This window comes from Shinella curvata (assembly GCF_022899935.1).
Taxonomy (GTDB): Bacteria; Pseudomonadota; Alphaproteobacteria; order Rhizobiales; family Rhizobiaceae; genus Shinella; species Shinella curvata.
This window is the reverse complement of record NZ_JALJCJ010000004.1, coordinates 129,187-145,862: the sequence shown is the minus strand read 5'-3', so window position 1 is coordinate 145,862 and position 16,676 is coordinate 129,187. Positions and strand designations below refer to the sequence as shown.

The following is a 16,676-nucleotide window of genomic DNA, read 5'->3' as shown; positions in this document are numbered from 1 at the left end:
TCCTTCGGAAATATGCTCCAAGCAACAACCAGGGAACAGCCAGAGGAGTTCGCGACAATGAGCATCAGGACAATTTTGAGCATGGCCGCCGGCGCAAGCGCGCTGATGGCAGTCATCACCTCCACACCCGCTTTCGCCGATGATGCAAGGCTGGAGGAATTGAAGGCGCAAGGGTTTGCGCGCGTCGCCATCGCCAACGAGCCGCCCTTCACGGCGGTGGCCGCAGACGGCAAGGTCTCGGGTGCCGCACCCGATGTGGCGCGCGAAGTGTTCAAGCGTCTCGGTGTCGCCGACATCGTCGCATCGATCTCGGAATACGGCGCGATGATCCCCGGCCTCCAGGCCGGCCGTCACGATGTCATCACCGCAGGCCTCTTCATGAAACCGGAACGCTGCGCGGCCGTCGCCTATTCCGAGCCGGTGCTCTGTGACGCCGAGGCGTTCGCGCTCAAGAAGGGCAATCCGCTGAAACTCAAGAGCTACAAGGACATCGCGGACAATCCGGATGCCAGGATCGGCGCGCCAGGCGGCGGCACGGAAGAAAAACTGGCGCTCGAGGCCGGCGTGCCTCGCGACCGCGTGATCGTCGTGCCGGACGGCCAGAGCGGTCTGAAAATGCTGCAGGATGGTCGTATCGACGCCTATTCGTTGCCGGTTCTCTCGATCAACGATCTCGTCGCCAAGGCGAACGACCCTGAAATCGAAGTCGTCGCTCCCGTCGAGGGGGCGCCGGTCTACTGCGACGGCGCGGCCTTCCGGAAAGGCGACGAGGCGTTGCGTGACGCATTCGACGTGGAACTCGCCAAGCTGAAGGAATCCGGTGAATTCGCCAAGATCATCGAGCCCTACGGCTTTTCCGCCAAGGCCGCGATGTCGACGAGCCGCGACAAGCTCTGCGCCGCCAAATAGGCGACGCATCGCAATCCGTCCTCTCCCCGGCGCGGGGAGGGGACAGCCAATCCCTTTGCACACGGAAACACCATGACCGACTGGTCCGGCTATATAGGACTGATCCTGCAGGGCGCGCTCGTGACGTTGCAACTCACCGTCATGGGTTCGGCGCTTGCCGTCGTCATGGCGTTTCTCGCCGGCCTCGGCCGTGTCAGCCGCTTCATGGCGGTCCGGGCTCTGGCCACGACCTATATCGAGTTCTTTCGCGGCACCTCGATCTTCGTCCAGCTCTTCTGGGTCTACTTCGTGCTGCCCTTTGCCGGTGTGACGCTATCTCCGTTGCAGGCCGGCGTGCTGGCGTTGGGACTGAATGTCGGCGCTTACGGTGCGGAGGTCGTCCGCGGTGCAGTCAAGGCGATCGGCCGCGAGCAGCGCGAGGCCTGCATCGCGCTCAATTTGACGCGCGGGCAGGCAATGCGCCACGTCATCCTGCCCCAGGCACTGCCGCTGATGCTTCCGACCTTCGGCAACAATGCAATCGAACTGCTGAAGGGCACGGCCGTCGTCTCGCTGATCTCGCTGACCGACATGACGTTCCAGGCACAGGTGGTGCGTGCGCAGACCGGCAACACGCTGATCCCCTTCGCCGTCATCCTCGTGCTCTACTTCCTGATGGCGCTCGCCATTTCCCATGGCATGCGCTGGCTGGAGCGCCGTGTCACCCGCGGTCTCGACGGTGTGAGGACCTGACGATGGAATGGGACTGGAATTTCGTCTGGCAGATCATGCCGACCCTCATCGACGGGCTGAAGATCACCATTCTGGCAACGGTGTTCGGGGCTGCCCTCGCGGCAGTTATCGGCCTTATCTTCGCCATCCTGCGCATGACCGCGCCCAAGCCGATCGCCAAGGCAACGGGCTTTGTCGTTGAGTTCATTCGTGGCACGCCGCTGCTGGTCCAGCTCTATTTCATCTTCTATGTGCTGCCGGATATCGGCATCCGCCTGCCGGCCTTGCTTGCCGGCGTCATCGGGCTCGGCCTGCACTACGGCACCTATGCGGCGGAAGTCTACCGCGCCGGCATCGAGAACGTGCCGCGCGGACAGTGGGAAGCTGCCAAGGCGACGAACCTTACCGGCCAACAGACTTGGATCCACGTCATCCTGCCGCAGGCGATCCCGCCGATGATCCCCGCGCTCGCCAACTATCTCATCGCCATGTTCAAGGAGACACCCTTGCTCTCGGCCATTACGGTGCTGGAACTGATGAACCAGGCGAAAAGCGTCGCCAACAGCAGCTACCGTTATATCGAGCCGATGACGCTGGTCGGGGTGTTCTTCCTGGTCATGAGCCTGATCTCCGTCGTCTTCCTGCGCTGGCTGGAAGAACGTTATGCCCGCGTGGAGGAACGCTGATGCAGACGCTCGACCTTACGCTGGCCTCGCACGCGCCAGAACTGGACGACCGGCCGGTTGAAAAACGCGTCGGCCTGATCATTCTTGCAACTGACCATACAACGGAAGTGGATTTTCAGCGCATGGTGGCAAGCGACCGGATCGGCATCTACGCGACCCGCATTCCCTATGCAAACCCGGTGACGCCTGAAAATCTGTGTGCGATGCAGCCATCGCTGACATCCGGTGCCGCACTTATCCTGCCGGACGAGCCGCTCGATGTCGTCATGTACTCCTGCACATCCGCCTCGGTTGTAATCGGCAATGCCGAGGTCAAGGCCGCGGTCAAGGCCGCAAAACCCACCGCCACGGTCGTGACGCCCACTGCCGCCGCTGTCGCGGCACTCAAGGCATTCAGCGCAAAACGCATATCAGTCCTCACGCCCTACACGGTCGAAACCAGCAGGCCGATGGCGGATTATTTCCTGGCGCTCGGCTTCGACATTGCCCGTTTCACCTGCCTTGACCTGACGGATGATCGCGAGATGGCACGGATTTCTCCGCGGGAGATCGTTGCGTTCGCGAAGGAAGCGACCGCACCCGACAGCGATGCATTGTTCATTTCCTGCACAGCGGTACGGGCAGCGGGTGTGGCGGCAGAGATCGAAGCCGTCATTGGCAAGCCCGTCGTCACCAGCAACCTCGCAACGGCTTGGGCATGCCTGCGTCTGTGTGGCGATCAGGCTGTGCGACCAGAGCTTGGCCGGCTGATGACACTTGCCTATTCGGGCCTTGAAGCATGACCGACCTTCCCGTCACATTGCCGGACATCGAGCGTGCGGCCCGCCGCATCGACGGACGTATTCTGCGCACGCCTTTCGTCCTTTCGGCCGCACTAGCGCAACGCTGCGGCGTGCCCGTCGGCCTCAAGCTCGAACACCACCAGACGACCGGCAGCTTCAAGCTGCGGGGAGCCACGAATGCTCTGCTTTCACTTCCGCCGGAAAAGCGGGCGCGCGGTGTCGTGGCAGCCTCCACAGGGAATCACGGCCGGGCGCTCGCCCATGCCGCCAGGGCCGAAGGCTCCGTCGCGACGATCTGCATGTCGAAACTCGTGCCCGACAACAAGGTGGCGGAAATCCGCAGGCTCGGCGCCAATGTCCGCATTGTCGGCAAGTCACAGGATGACGCGCAGGCGGAAGTCGAACGATTGGTCACGGAAAACGGCCTCGTCATGGTGCCGCCCTTCGACGATGGTGCCATCGTCGCCGGACAAGGCACGCTCGGGCTGGAAATTCTCGAGGCGATGCCCGACGTGGCGACGGTGCTCGTACCGCTCTCCGGCGGAGGATTGGCGGCAGGAATCGCTGCGGCGGTCAAGGCACGTTCGCCAAAGACGCGCGTCATCGGCCTGACCATGGAGCGTGGCGCGGCGATGAAGGCGAGCCTCGATGCGGGGCGACCGGTGCAGGTCGAGGAAGTCGAGAGCCTTGCCGATTCCCTTGGCGGCGGTATCGGACTCGACAATACCGTCACCTTTGCGATGTGCCGTGCCCTGCTGGATGACGTGATCCTGCTGTCCGAAACCGAGATCGCGGCGGGCATGCGGCACGCCTATCGCGAAGAGCGCGAGGTGATCGAAGGCGCGGGCGCAGTCGGCATCGCGGCGTTGCTTTCAGCGCGCGTTGGCCGGCTGGATGGGCCTGTGGCCTTGGTCCTCTCCGGTCGCAACGTGGACATGGCGCAGCACCTGCGGGTCATCAATGAAAACCCCGATCCGTTCCGGGAGGCAGCGGCATGACGAGGATGAATATACTGACCGAAGCGGACTTGCGGCGCATCGTTCCGCTCGACCTTGAAGCCATCGCCTGCATTGAGAAGGCGTTTCATGCGCTTGCCACCCAGGCCGTCGTCATGCCACCGATCCTGCGGCTCGACATGCCCGAGCAGCGCGCCGAGGTGGACGTGAAAACCGCCTACGTGCCCGGTCTCGACGGTTTCGCCATAAAGATCAGCCCCGGCTTCTTCGACAATCCGAAACTCGGCTTGCCGAGCACCAATGGCCTGATGGTGCTGTTTTCCACCAAGACCGGCGTCGTGCAGGCGGTGCTGCTCGATAACGGCTATCTGACAGATGTGCGTACGGCCGCGGCCGGCGCCGTCGCAGCGCGATATCTTTCACGCCCGGACGCCTCCATCGCCGCTGTCTTCGGCGCGGGCATGCAGGCGCGGTTGCAGCTCGAAGCCTTGAGCCTCGTCCGCCCCATCCGCGAAGCACGCATCTGGGCGCGCGACATGGCCAAGGCCGAGGCGACCGCGGCGGCGTTGACGGTGACGCTGGGCTTTCCCGTACGTGCAGAAGCCGACGGCAAGGCGGCGGTCGATGGTGCCGATATCATCGTCACCACTACACCGTCGGAAACGCCGGTACTCAGGGCCGCATGGCTGCAACCGGGCCAACACGTCACCGCCATGGGCTCGGACGCCGAGCACAAGAACGAGATCGAGCCGGCCGTCATCACGGGTGCCGGCCTCTATGTCGCCGACAGCCTGAAGCAGACCCGCCGTCTCGGCGAACTGCACCATGCCATCGAGGCCGGCCTGGTGACGGACGGCACGACCTTTCCCGAACTCGGCGAGATCATCGCCGGGCGCAAAACGGGCCGTAGCGGCCCCGAGCAGATCACCGTGGCGGACCTTACCGGCACGGGCATTCAGGACACGGCCATCGCAACGCTTGCTGCCGCTCGGGCGACAGCAGCGGGCGCCGGCACGACCTTCGAGAGTTGAGACCGGCTTTTCGCCGGGTACAGAGGAAAAACCGATGAAACAAGCGAACCTGAAGTTCTCACTTCCGGAGTATGAAACGCGTCTGCAAAAAACGCGGGCAGCCATGGAAGCCAAGGGTATCGATGTACTGATCGTCAGCGATCCCTCGAACATGAACTGGCTGACGGGCTATGATGGCTGGTCCTTCTACGTACACCAGTGCGTCGTCGTCCCGCCGACGGGCGAGCCGATCTGGTACGGCCGCGGCCAGGACGCCAACGGCGCGAAGTTCACCGCCTACCTGAAACACGAGAACATTATCGGTTATCCCGACCACTATGTGCAGTCCACCGAGCGTCACCCGATGGACTATCTTTCGGCGAAGCTTTCGGAGCGGGGTCTCGACAAGCTGAGGATCGGCGTCGAGATGGACAATTACTGGTTCTCCGCCGCAGCCTTTGCCTCCCTCGTCAAACACCTGCCGAATGCCCGCTTCGTCGATGCCACCGCGCTCGTCAACTGGCAGCGTGCAGTCAAGAGCGAGACGGAAATCAAATATATGCGCAATGCCGCAAGGATCGTCGAAAAGATGCACGAGCGCATCTTCGACACGATCGAGGTCGGCATGCGCAAATGCGATCTCGTGGCGGAAATCTACGATGCCGGGACGCGCGGTGTCGATGGTATCGGTGGTGACTATCCCGCGATCGTGCCGCTGCTTCCCTCCGGTGTGGAGGCCTCCGCGCCCCACCTGACATGGGACGACCGGCCGATGAAATCCGGCGAGGGCACCTTCTTTGAGATCGCCGGCTGCTATCATCGTTATCATGTGCCGCTGTCGCGCACCGTCTTCCTCGGCAAGCCGACACAGGCCTTTCTCGATGCGGAAAAGGCGACGCTCGAAGGCATGGAAGCCGGCCTCGAAAAGGCACGCCCCGGCAATACCTGCGAAGACATCGCAAACGCCTTTTTTGCGGTGCTCAAGAAGTACGGAATCGTGAAGGACAACCGTACGGGCTACGGCATCGGGGTCTCCTATCCGCCGGATTGGGGCGAGCGCACGATGAGCCTGCGCCCCGGCGACCGGAGCGAGCTTAAGCCGGGCATGACCTTCCACTTCATGACAGGCCTCTGGCTCGAAGACATGGGTTTCGAGACGACGGAAAGCATTCTGATCACGCAAACCGGCGTCGAGTGCCTTGCCGATGTGCCGCGCAAGCTTCTTGTGAAGGATTGAGCGATGCGTGCCTCTCCCATCAGCCCGACGGTCGATTTTTCGGCCGAGGGCGTGCAGCACGGCTTTTTGCGCCTGCCCTACAGCCGGGACGATTCCGCCTGGGGTTCGGTGACGATCCCGGTGACAGTGGTGAAAAACGGGGAGGGGCCGACGGCCCTTCTCACCGGCGGCAACCACGGCGACGAATATGAGGGGCCGATCGCGCTCTTCGATCTCGCGCGTACGCTGAGGGCGGAGGATGTATCCGGCCGCATCATCATCGTGCCGGCGATGAACTATCCGGCCTTTCTTGCCGGCACCCGCACGTCACCGATTGACAGGGGCAATATGAACCGCAGTTTTCCGGGCGCCCCGGATGGAACGGTCACGCAAAAGATCGCGGACTACTTCCAGCGCACGCTGCTGCCGCTCGCAGATGTCGTTCTCGACTTTCATTCCGGTGGGAAGACACTGGATTTCCTGCCCTTCTGCGCCGCCCATATCCTGCCCGACAAGGCGCAGGAGGCAAAGGCCTTCGACCTCGTCAGCGCCTTCGGCGCGCCCTGGTCGATGAAGATGCTGGAGATCGACGCGGTGGGCATGTACGACACGGCCGCCGAAGAAATGGGCAAGGTCTTCGTCACCACCGAACTGGGCGGCGGTGGTACGGCAACAGCCAGAAGCGCCGGCATCGCCAAGGCCGGAGTTGCGAACATGTTGAGGGCCGCGGGCATTTTCAAAGGCCCCGTGGAGAGCAAGAAAACCACGTGGCTCGACATGCCCGACGGAAACTGCTTTTCCTTCGCCGAGGACGGCGGCTTGCTCGAACCCCTCTTCGATCTCGGCGATACCGTGAGGAAGGACGACGCCGTTGCCCGCATCCATCCCGTCGGGCGTACGGGGGTGCAGCCACTGGACATCACGGCCAGGATGGATGGCATCCTCGTTGCACGCCATTTCCCCGGCCTCGTGAAATCCGGGGACTGCGTCAGCGTGCTCGCAACGATCGTTGGGGAATGAAGTCCCTAGTCACCATCGAGGCATGGGGTCCGCCATTCGCGTCTTCAATACAAGCTCAAAGAAGAGCGAAGTCGAGCGCACTGAGGCTGGGCTTCGTGTCGAGAATGGCGAAGAGCGTGGCTTTCCCCGCGTGTGATCCATCGGCATCGTAATAGAGCTTTCCATCCGACGTATCATAGACGATGCGATCCTTGGTATCTGTCGCAACACCCTGAATATTCGCGACGAACTGGTCGGTGCTGAGGACCTTCGTGCCGGCGATGGCCGAAAAGATGCTCTTGTTGAGCTGAATCGTGTCATCGGCGGCACTGAAGGAGATCAACGTATCGACATTGCTGCTCCCGAGGGGGGTGGAGAAGACGAAGGTGTCGCGGCCTGTCCCGCCTTCCAGGACATCGCTTCCGGCACCACCGTCCAGAACGTCGTTGCCCGCCAGCCCCTTGAGGCGGTCGATGCCACCATTGCCCTTCAGCGTATCGGCTTCGACGGTGCCGGATTTGGTTTCACCGCTGGCCAGGCCGTTGAAGGTGATACCCTTGACGTCGGTCACCTTCACCGCAAGCGTCTGCTTGTCGACAAGGCCCTTGTCGTCGGTTGCCGATACGATCAGGTCGTAGATGTTGTTTCCGCTCTTGTCGGTCGGCGTCTCGAAGTCCGGAGCGGATTTGAAGATGAGCCTGCCGGATGCCTTGTCGATCGAAAACCGCGCCGCATCCGTGCCGGAAATGGCATAGGTGAGCTTTGCACCGGCGTCATCATCCCTAGCGACGACCGTCGTGACCACTGTGCTGTTTTCGGCGACCGAGATCGTCGCTGACGATCCACCACCGTTCGAGGTGATGACCGGCGCATCGGCAGCATTGGTAACGGTGACGTTGAAGGTCTGGCTGTCGCTCGCGCTGAAGCCGTCGATAGCCTTGACGATGACGCTGTAGACGTTGTCCTTGTTGGCATCTGCCGGTTTTTCGAAGTTCACGCCAGCCTTGAACTTCAGGGCGCCGGTCGACGCATTGATGGAGAAGAAGGCCGCGTCGGCACCGCTCACCGCATAGGTGATCGGCTGGCTTTCCGGGTCGGTCGCCTTGACCGTCGCCAACAGCGCTGTGCTGTTCTCCGCCGTTGCGAGCGCTACGCTCGCGGCGCCTGAATTCGAGGTGATCGTCGGCGCCGTATTGACGAAGCTCGCACCCGTCAACGTCTTCCAGCCGATGCCGGCGAGCGTCAGCACGTTACCGGCAGAGAGCGTGATGACGGTGTTCGCCAGATCAGTCTTGTCGACCATGGTGAGAAGCTGCGCAACGGACTTGACGGCTGCCAAGCCCGAACCGGTCAGCTTGTCGACGCCAAGCTGGAAATCGGTGATCGTGTCCTTGCCGCTGGTATAGATGAACGTGTCCGCCCCGGCGCCGCCTGAAAGACTATCGTCACCTGCGCCACCGGAAAGCCTGTCGGCCCCGTCACCTGTCCGAATGATGTCGTTGCCGGCACCGAAGGTGACGTCGAATGTATTGACGCCTGCGAAATCAGCGCGATTGAGGTTACTGGCGTCACCGTAATAGGTGCGGAAGATGTTGCCGCTGTAGCCTGCCCCGCCGGTCGCCTTGGCCAGATTGAACACTTCCATGCTGTCGGAAATATTCGACCAGTCGATGACCAGTGTATCCGTACCGGCACCCATGTCGATATTGTCGCGACCGCCGGCAATCTTGACGGTATCATTGCCGTTCCCGGTCGTGAGGCTATCCTCGAGGAATTCCCTGCGGGTGGTGATCGTGTCGCTGCCGGAGCCCGTTTTCAACGTCAGGGCCTCGATGCGCGTGATGGAGCCCGTGAGGCCGCCGATGACATAGGTGGAGGACGACGCGTTGAGATTGATCGCCATTGCCACGGTCGCGGCAGACTTGTCCGCTTCCCAGCGGTCCTGGCCCGCCGATCCGTTCGTTTCGCTGCCGCCATCCACGATATCGGCGCCGGCACCGGTGTTGATATAGTCGTTGCCGGCCTTGCCGATCACCCGGTCGTTGCCGTCGCCGGTGCGGATGATGTCGCTGCCGGAACCAAACGTCAGGTCGAAATGGTCGATGCCAGCGAAATCGAGCCGATTGAGCGAGGAACTGTCGCCATAATATGTCCGGAAGATATTGCCGCCATAGCCCAGGCCGGCCGTCTTCGAGAGATTGAAGATCTCCATGTTCTCGGTGATGCTGCCCCAATCCAGCACCAGTGTATCGGACCCGCCGCCGGCATCCACCGTGTCGCGTCCACCCACGATCTTGATGCGGTCGTTGCCGAGGCCGGTTGTGATCTGGTCTTCGAAGAACTGGCTGCGTGTGGTGATCACGTCATCGCCGGAACCGGTTGTCAGCGTCAGCATCTCGATACCGGTGACGGACCCTGTCCGCCCGCCCACCGTGTAGGCCGCTGTCTTTGTGGTGTCGGTCAGATCGAGCGTGAAACCGCTCGTCATCGCGGACTGGATCGCCTTCCAGCGGTCGTTTCCTGTGCCGCCGATGACGATGTCGGCACCGGTATCCGTGTCGATGAAGTCGTTGCCGGCGCCGCTGGAAACCTTGTCGTCGCCGTCGCCTGTGCGGATGATGTCGTCGCCGGAGCCAAAGGTGATGTCAAACTTGTCGACGCCGGAGAAATCGGCGCGGTTCAAGCCGGAATTATCACCATAGTAGGTACGGTAGATATTGCCGCTGTAGCCGGTGCCGTCGCCCGCCTTCGACAGGTTGAAGAGTTCCATGCTTTCGGTGATGGCCGACCAGTTGATGATCAGCGTGTCGATGCCCTTGCCCATGCTGACATTGTCGCGGCCGCCGGCTATTTTCACCGTGTCGTTGCCGTCATTGGTTTCGAGCACATCTTCAAGGAAGTCCGAGCGGGTGGTGAGCACGTCGCTGCCGGACCCGGTCTTCAGGGTCAGGGCCTCGATACGTGTGACCGAGCCCGTCAGGCCGCCGATGACATAGCTGGATGACGACGCCGTCAGGTTGATGGTCATCGCCAGCGTTGCGGCGGACTTGTCCGCTTCCCAGCGGTCGCTGCCTGCGGTGCCGTCAGCCTCGTTGCCGCCATCGACGACGTCGACGCCCTTGCCGGTATTGATGTAATCGTTGCCGGCATTGCCGATCACGCGATCGTTGCCGTCTCCCGTACGGATGATGTCGCCGCCCGAGCCGAGGGTCATGTCAAAATGGTCTATGCCGGCGAAGTCGAGACGGTTCAGGCTGGAATTGTCACCGTAGTAAGTGCGGTAGATGTTGCCGGTATAGCCGGTGCCGTCGGAAGCCTTGGCGAGATTGAACACTTCCATACTGTCGCCGATGTTCGACCAGTCAAGGATCAGCTTGTCGTCGCCGGCGCCCATGTCGATTGTGTCCCGACCGCCGGCGATCTTGATCGTGTCGGCACCGGCACCGGTGGTGACCACATCCTGGAGGAAGTCCCGGCGAGTGGTGATCACGTCGCTGCCGGATCCCGTCTTCAGGGTCAGGGCCTCGATACGGGTGACCGTACCGGTGAGGCCGCCGATGACATAGCTGGACGAAGAAGCCGTGAGGTTGATGGTCATCGCCAGCGTCGCGGCGGACTTGTCCGCTTCCCAGCGGTCGCTGCCTGTCGTGCCATCAGCCTCGTTGCCGCCATCGACGACGTCGACGCCCTTGCCGGTATTGATGTAATCGCTACCGGAATTGCCGATCACCCGGTCGTTGCCGTCTCCCGTACGGATGATGTCGCCGCCCGAGCCGAGGGTCATGTCGAAATGGTCTATGCCGGCGAAGTCGAGGCGGTTCAGGCTGGAATTGTCCCCATAGTAAGTGCGGTAGATATTGCCGCCATAGCCGGTGCCGTCGGAAGCCTCGGAGAGACCGAACACCTCCATACTGTCACCGATACCCGACCAGTCGAGCACCAGCGTATCGGCCCCGCTGCCGCCGTCGACAATATCGCGACCGTTGCCGACGACCAGCCGGTCGTTGCCGCCGAGGCCGGCCAACGTATTGTTCCGATCATTACCAATCAGCGTGTTGGCCAGGCCGTTGCCGGTGATGTTGATCCGCCGGACATTGTCCTCGACCGTGACGTTCTCGACATTGGCACCCCATGAGGTGTCGAGCGAGAACGTTAAAAGCGGATCCGGATCCTGCTGGGTCGGCGTGACGAAATCCGTCGTGGCGAGGTGGATGGTGTCGGTGCCTTCGTTCGCCAGTTCTTCGACCTGATCGCCTGCGCTGTCGAACCAGTAATGATCGCTGCCGCCCTTGCCGACGAGCGTGTCGCTGCCCTGCCTGCCGTCCAGCGTGTCGCCGCCGCTCGTTCCCTCGATGCGATTGGCTTGCCCGTTACCGGTGCCGATGCGGGCCGAGCCGCTCAGCGAGAGATCCTCGACCGCCTCATTGCCGACGAGGGAGTAATTGATCGATGAAATGATCCTGTCGCGGCCGGCGCCGCCGGATGCGGAGCTTTCATCGACGATGTCGCTCAAGGAATCGACGTGATAGGTGTCATCGCCGGCGCCACCGACCATTGTGTCGATGCCGCCGTTGCCAAAGAACGTATCGTCGCCGGCAAGGCCGCGGAAATGATCTGCCTGGGTCGTTCCGTGGAACACGTCGTTCTTTGTCGATCCCTCGATGATTTCGACATCGGAACCGATGATGTCGCCCTCGGCCTCTCCCCCGACCTGGGACGTCACGCCCCGGTCGATCGTAACGCCCACCGCGGAACTGCGATAAGTGACGGTGTCAGTGCCCGCACCACCGACGAAGATATCGGCACCGCCGCGCCCCTCCAGCGTATTGTTGCCCTTGTCACCGGTCAGGAGCTGGCTGAGTTCATTGCCGGTCAGATCGCGGGTCGTCGTGCCGTTGTCGTCCGACGTGGCAAGCACTTCCACATGTGCGCCGGCCGTCAGCACATAGTTGACGGACGCCCGAACGGTGTCGGCGCCCTCGTCTTCCAACTCGACGACGGTGTCGCCGGCGTCGTCGACGCGATAGGTGTCGTTGTCGGCGCCACCGCGCAAGTCGTCGGCGCCGCTGCCACCGTCGAGGATGTCGTCTCCGGCCTCGCCGAAAAGCGTGTCTATCTGGTCGCCGCCGTTGAGCGTATCGGCACCGCCGCCGCCATGCAGTTCATCGATACCGCCGAGCCCGTTGAGCGTGTCGCCGTCGCTTGTGCCCGTCATGAGGTTGGCGAGACCGTTGCCGGTGCCGATGCGCGCCAGGCCGAGAAGGGTGAGGTTCTCGATATCCTGCCGGTCGGCGACATCCAGCGTATAGTCGATGCTGGCATAGATCAGGTCGGTGCCGCCGCTGACATTGACGGCGATTTCCTGCATCCGGTTTTCCTGCACGGCGTCGTCGAGGTCATCGACATAGTATATGTCGTCGCCGAGCCCGCCGATCAGAATATCCTGGCCGCCGAGGCCGTCGAGTGTGTCGTTGCCGGCGTTGCCGATCAGCACGTCGTTACCGTCGGTACCGGTCAGAACGTCACTGCCGCCGAGACCCGCCAGCGTATGGGCAACGCCGGCCCCGGTGATCGTATCGCCGTGGCTTGATCCTTCGATGATCTCGACGTTGGAAATCGTGTCGCCGGCGGCGTCGCCGCCGGTATTGATGCCGGTCGCCAGGTTGATGACGACTGCCGCGCTCGAATTGAAGTAGGAAACGATATCGTTGTCCGCCCCGCCGTCGATCGTGTCGCCGCCGGCACCACCGACAAGGATATCGTCGCCGGCCCCGCCGATCAGTTCGTCTTCGCCACCGTTGCCTTCGAGGTAGTCACGCTCGCTGCCGCCGTCGAGACGATCACCCATCGCGCCGCCGACCAGAACATCCTCACCGGCACCGCCAGAGAACTCCGCCCTGATACCGCTGACGTCGTCGCCCATGACGATCTGGTCGCCGAGCAGACCGCCGGCCGCGATGATCCGGGTAATGCCCGAAAACGACTGCTGCTCGCCGAACCCGAAGATGGTGACGCCGCCGGAGCCGGCGCCGATCTCGATGCTTTCAGCCCCGTCGGTCTTGTCGGGAACCGCACGCAGCGACGCCCGGTCGCCGATATTGACCATCAAGTCGGCGCCGACCTTCTCGCCCAGATCCGGCAGTACGGCCGGCGTTGTCGCATCGTCCGTGCGCGGGTCGTCGAAGGAGAAGGAGCCGAGCGTGACGCGCGGCGAGGTATGCCGCCAGACCTCGCCCCAGAAGACGGTGGCATAGGCCGTGAAACCGGCAGTGATCTTGCCGGATGTTTCGAAGATCTGGAACGGATTGCTGGACAGCAGCGCCGCCATCTCATCGACATAGATGCGGCCCACCGTCGAACCCACGTCGTCGGCGAGATCGAAATCCACCGTGCCGGTGATGTCTCCACCGCCGTACAGGCTGGCGATGAAGGCGTCGAGGGCGACGCCGAGCGTTATCGAGGCTGAAAAGGTGACTTCAGGGCCGGCACCGTCGATGATGTAAAAGCCGTCGATAGCCGAGCCGGTGCCCAGCAGGCCGCGCGTGTCGTAGCCGAAGGCGAGGTCGAATCCGAGGCCCACGCCCCCGCCGAGCTTCACGTTGATTCCCGGGAAGATCGAGAATGTCAGCATGTTGGTGTTGGTGAACGAGAAATCGACCTCCGGCAGGTCGATCTCCATCAGGTCGGCATTGCCGCCAAGGATGAGCTTGATGATCTGGGTCGGATCCGTGAGGATCGGCACCGAGAAGTCGCCGCCCTCGATGATCGCCTCGAATATTTCCTTGCCGGTGTCGCCGCCGGAAGACGTGTCACTCCAGCTGTCGCCCTGCAAGGCGCCGACGAGCGTGCCGAGATCATCGACGAAACCGCCGAATGTGGTGCTTGCCGAACCGATCTGGAAATTGAGGGCACGGACGTCGCCGTTGATGATGAAATCGCCGATCGTATAGGAGTCCGCCCCGAAATCGGCGTCGGCGAGGAATTCCGCCCAGTCGAGGACCTTCTGGGCAAGGTCGATGAACTTCGTCAGCGGGGTGAGGTCGGCGCCGGGGCTGGCGAGCTTGATCAGGTCGACGAAGGTGACCTTGCCGTCGCCGGTCTTGTCGAAAAGCGTCTGCCACTCTGGAATCGACTTGAGAGCCTTGACCTCGGAGTTGAGGACAGCGAGCACTTGGTTGATCGGTTTCAGGATGGGTTCGAGCTGCTGCAGGGCAGGCTGCACGAAGTCCGTCATGAAGCTGCCGAGGTCCATATGGATCTCCTTCACCTTCACCTGGGGGACCATGCCAAAGCCGCTGTTGTCGTCGTCTGGATTGATGGCAGTGCCGACATCGAAAGCCCAGTCGACCACCAGTGTCGCCGATATGCTCGGCAGTAGTTCGCTTCCCCCATCGGCCGAGAGAGCAACCTCGATATGGCTGCTGCCATTCAGCGTCGCGTCAAGCAGATCGTTGTCGAGTTCAGTCAGCCGGATCCTGCCGTCGCTGTCTTTCAGGTCGATGGCAAACATCGCCGACACATAGGAGCCCGCATCTGTCGCATTGAAATTGAGAAAACCGAGCTCTGCGACCGCATTGATAGCCGAGCCGCTGACCGTCAGCGACGCCTGGATTTCGTTGGCCTGTCCAGTCATGACGTAGAAGCCGTTCGCATCGACGCCGACGGAGAGATTGATGGCGTAACCCAACGTGGCTGTCGCCGTGCCGCTCGTTTCGACGCCAAGACCCGCAATGCCGAGATCGGAGGCAAGGGATATGCTGCCACTGATGAACTTGTTCGTTGACAAGCTGAGCAGCACGTCACCGTTGTCTACCGTCGCGGAAATGCCGCTGCCGATAAAGCCGCTATTGGCCAACGCGTTGTTGATGGCGCTCGCCACGACCGTGTCGAGTCGTTCGCCAGCAGTGTCTATGGCATCGAGTGCGGCAAACACGCTGTCTTTCAACGCCGTGATGCTCTTCATCCAGGCCTGGCCCTGTTCATAGGCCGATTTCAGCCCGGCCCCGACCAGAGGCAGCTTTTCGGCGTAGACCTGAGTGGCCATGGCCTGCTCGATCTTGGCGAGAGCCTGGTTCAGCCCGTCCTTCAGCGCATCAATCTTCGCCTGCTCGATCTCGGCCATGTTCTTCCCCCGCCCTGCGCTATTTTTTCGCAGCTCCCAGCTGACTGAAGAATCCATGAGCTATCGGCTGCGCTGACGCAAGCCGTATATTAAAATATCATTAACTATAGAAATTCTGATAGTGGGCCATCAGAATATGAAACCGCCCGCCAAGCCTCTTTCAACTTGGTCCATCGAATTCTGTATGTCGCAGCGGTTGCCCCGTTTCTCTCCGACTACGACGCGAGGGCCTCCATTGTCGAGCTTGCCCTGCCTTCATCTTGCTGGAGGCCCACAGGCGCCTTCACCAACAGGATCGCCGTTCGGGTGCTAGCGCTTGGTTGCCATCCATATGACATGGCGTGCGCCGCGCTGCTTGGTGCTGGCGCGCGCACTCACCTCCTCGACCACAAAACCGACATCGCGCAACCGGCGTGTGAAATGGCTGTCGGGCGCCGACGACCAGACCGCAAGCACGCCGTTGGGGCGCAGGGCTGTCTGGGCGGCACGAAGGCCATTGTGGCTGTACAGGTTGTCGTTGGACGCGCGCGTCAGACCATCCGGGCCGTTGTCGACATCGAGGAGAATGGCATCGAAGGCGGCCGCCTTCGAGCGGATAAGAGCGCCGACATCGCCGACATGGATTGTGACGCGCGGGTCGTCGAGTGTTCCCGCATGCAGGTCGGCCATCGGTCCGCGCGCCCAATCGACGACGGCAGGAACGAGTTCGGCGACGACGACGGAGACGTCATCGGGGAGGGCGGCCAACGCCGCCCGCAATGTGAACCCCATGCCGAGCCCGCCGATCAACATTCTGGCGCCTTTCCGACCAGCAATATGCGCGCAGCCTAGCGTCGCGAGCGTTTCTTCCGAGCCGCTCAGCCTGCTGTTCATAAGCTCTGTGGCACCGAGCATGATGGAGAATTCGCTACCGCGCTGTTTCAGGCGCAGTTCGCCGCCATCACCGGGAATGGTTGCACGATCAAGCTGAATCCAAGGAAGCATCGGGGTGTCTCACGGCGTTATTCAGCGCCTCGTAGCATGGCAGTCGGACCGAAGATATCAGATTGTCATCGAGCCGCGGCAACGATCACCGATCGGCGGCAAGCGTACTCCAGACCATCACGCAAAGCCCCCATCGACAGAGATTGGCAGAAATTCCTACACGCCACGAGGGCTTCCAGCTTACCATGGATCTGAAGAGGACTTGCGGCGCAGACGGAAGTTTTTCGTATCGATATGGGAGGCGGCGAAGCCGATGCGCTGGAAGCCTTGCACGCGAAAACGCGAAGACCATCGCGAGCGA

At 62.1% G+C, this 16,676-nt stretch carries 10 protein-coding genes; 8 read left to right on the top strand and 2 right to left on the bottom strand.

Translation table 11 applies throughout. The annotated features are described in order from the left end of the window. Positions 1-81 precede the first annotated feature (81 nt). The 8 genes from ehuB to doeB all read left to right on the top strand — a co-directional run bounded on the left by ehuB (position 82) and on the right by doeB (position 7,290). Positions 82-909, top strand: coding sequence for an ectoine/hydroxyectoine ABC transporter substrate-binding protein EhuB (ehuB, locus tag MUU55_RS15695; RefSeq protein WP_425314192.1), 828 nt, complete (start codon positions 82-84; stop codon positions 907-909). Positions 910-981: 72 nt separating this feature from the next. Then, the gene (ehuC, locus tag MUU55_RS15690; RefSeq protein WP_244761693.1) at positions 982-1,641 is read left to right on the top strand and encodes an ectoine/hydroxyectoine ABC transporter permease subunit EhuC; all 660 of its coding nucleotides are present in this window, start codon (positions 982-984) and stop codon (positions 1,639-1,641) included. 2 nt (positions 1,642-1,643) lie between these two features. Next, the gene (gene ehuD / locus MUU55_RS15685; RefSeq protein WP_244761692.1) at positions 1,644-2,306 is read left to right on the top strand and encodes an ectoine/hydroxyectoine ABC transporter permease subunit EhuD; all 663 of its coding nucleotides are present in this window, start codon (positions 1,644-1,646) and stop codon (positions 2,304-2,306) included. Further along, positions 2,306-3,088, top strand: coding sequence for an ectoine utilization protein EutA (gene eutA, locus MUU55_RS15680; protein ID WP_244761691.1), 783 nt, complete (start codon positions 2,306-2,308; stop codon positions 3,086-3,088). Before ehuD ends, eutA begins: the two co-directional genes overlap by 1 nt. Beyond that, positions 3,085-4,086, top strand: coding sequence for a hydroxyectoine utilization dehydratase EutB (eutB, locus tag MUU55_RS15675; protein WP_244761690.1), 1,002 nt, complete (start codon positions 3,085-3,087; stop codon positions 4,084-4,086). Before eutA ends, eutB begins: the two co-directional genes overlap by 4 nt. Further along, positions 4,083-5,075, top strand: a complete 993-nt coding sequence (gene eutC, locus MUU55_RS15670) for an ectoine utilization protein EutC (RefSeq protein ID WP_244761689.1) — start codon at positions 4,083-4,085, stop codon at positions 5,073-5,075. Before eutB ends, eutC begins: the two co-directional genes overlap by 4 nt. A 34-nt stretch (positions 5,076-5,109) precedes the next feature. Continuing rightward, on the top strand, positions 5,110-6,291 hold the full coding sequence (gene doeA, locus MUU55_RS15665) for an ectoine hydrolase DoeA (RefSeq protein ID WP_244761688.1): 1,182 nt from the start codon (positions 5,110-5,112) through the stop codon (positions 6,289-6,291). A 3-nt stretch (positions 6,292-6,294) separates the two neighbouring features. Further along, positions 6,295-7,290, top strand: a complete 996-nt coding sequence (gene doeB / locus MUU55_RS15660) for a N(2)-acetyl-L-2,4-diaminobutanoate deacetylase DoeB (protein ID WP_244761687.1) — start codon at positions 6,295-6,297, stop codon at positions 7,288-7,290. A gap of 55 nt (positions 7,291-7,345) precedes the next feature. Here doeB and MUU55_RS29120 read toward each other — a convergent pair whose 3' ends face one another. After that, positions 7,346-15,391, bottom strand: coding sequence for a cadherin domain-containing protein (locus MUU55_RS29120; protein WP_280518984.1), 8,046 nt, complete (start codon positions 15,389-15,391; stop codon positions 7,346-7,348). A gap of 309 nt (positions 15,392-15,700) precedes the next feature. Continuing rightward, on the bottom strand, positions 15,701-16,375 hold the full coding sequence (locus MUU55_RS15640; protein WP_244761686.1) for a spermine/spermidine synthase domain-containing protein: 675 nt from the start codon (positions 16,373-16,375) through the stop codon (positions 15,701-15,703). Positions 16,376-16,676 lie beyond the last annotated feature (301 nt).

Coding starts and splice junctions, on each gene's coding strand:
- ehuB (WP_425314192.1), top strand. CDS start 82: ATGGCCGCCGGCGCAAGCGCGCTGATGGCAGTCATCACCTCCACACCC.
- ehuC (WP_244761693.1), top strand. CDS start 982: ATGACCGACTGGTCCGGCTATATAGGACTGATCCTGCAGGGCGCGCTC.
- ehuD (WP_244761692.1), top strand. CDS start 1,644: ATGGAATGGGACTGGAATTTCGTCTGGCAGATCATGCCGACCCTCATC.
- eutA (WP_244761691.1), top strand. CDS start 2,306: ATGCAGACGCTCGACCTTACGCTGGCCTCGCACGCGCCAGAACTGGAC.
- eutB (WP_244761690.1), top strand. CDS start 3,085: ATGACCGACCTTCCCGTCACATTGCCGGACATCGAGCGTGCGGCCCGC.
- eutC (WP_244761689.1), top strand. CDS start 4,083: ATGACGAGGATGAATATACTGACCGAAGCGGACTTGCGGCGCATCGTT.
- doeA (WP_244761688.1), top strand. CDS start 5,110: ATGAAACAAGCGAACCTGAAGTTCTCACTTCCGGAGTATGAAACGCGT.
- doeB (WP_244761687.1), top strand. CDS start 6,295: ATGCGTGCCTCTCCCATCAGCCCGACGGTCGATTTTTCGGCCGAGGGC.
- MUU55_RS29120 (WP_280518984.1), bottom strand. CDS start 15,391: ATGGCCGAGATCGAGCAGGCGAAGATTGATGCGCTGAAGGACGGGCTG.
- MUU55_RS15640 (WP_244761686.1), bottom strand. CDS start 16,375: ATGCTTCCTTGGATTCAGCTTGATCGTGCAACCATTCCCGGTGATGGC.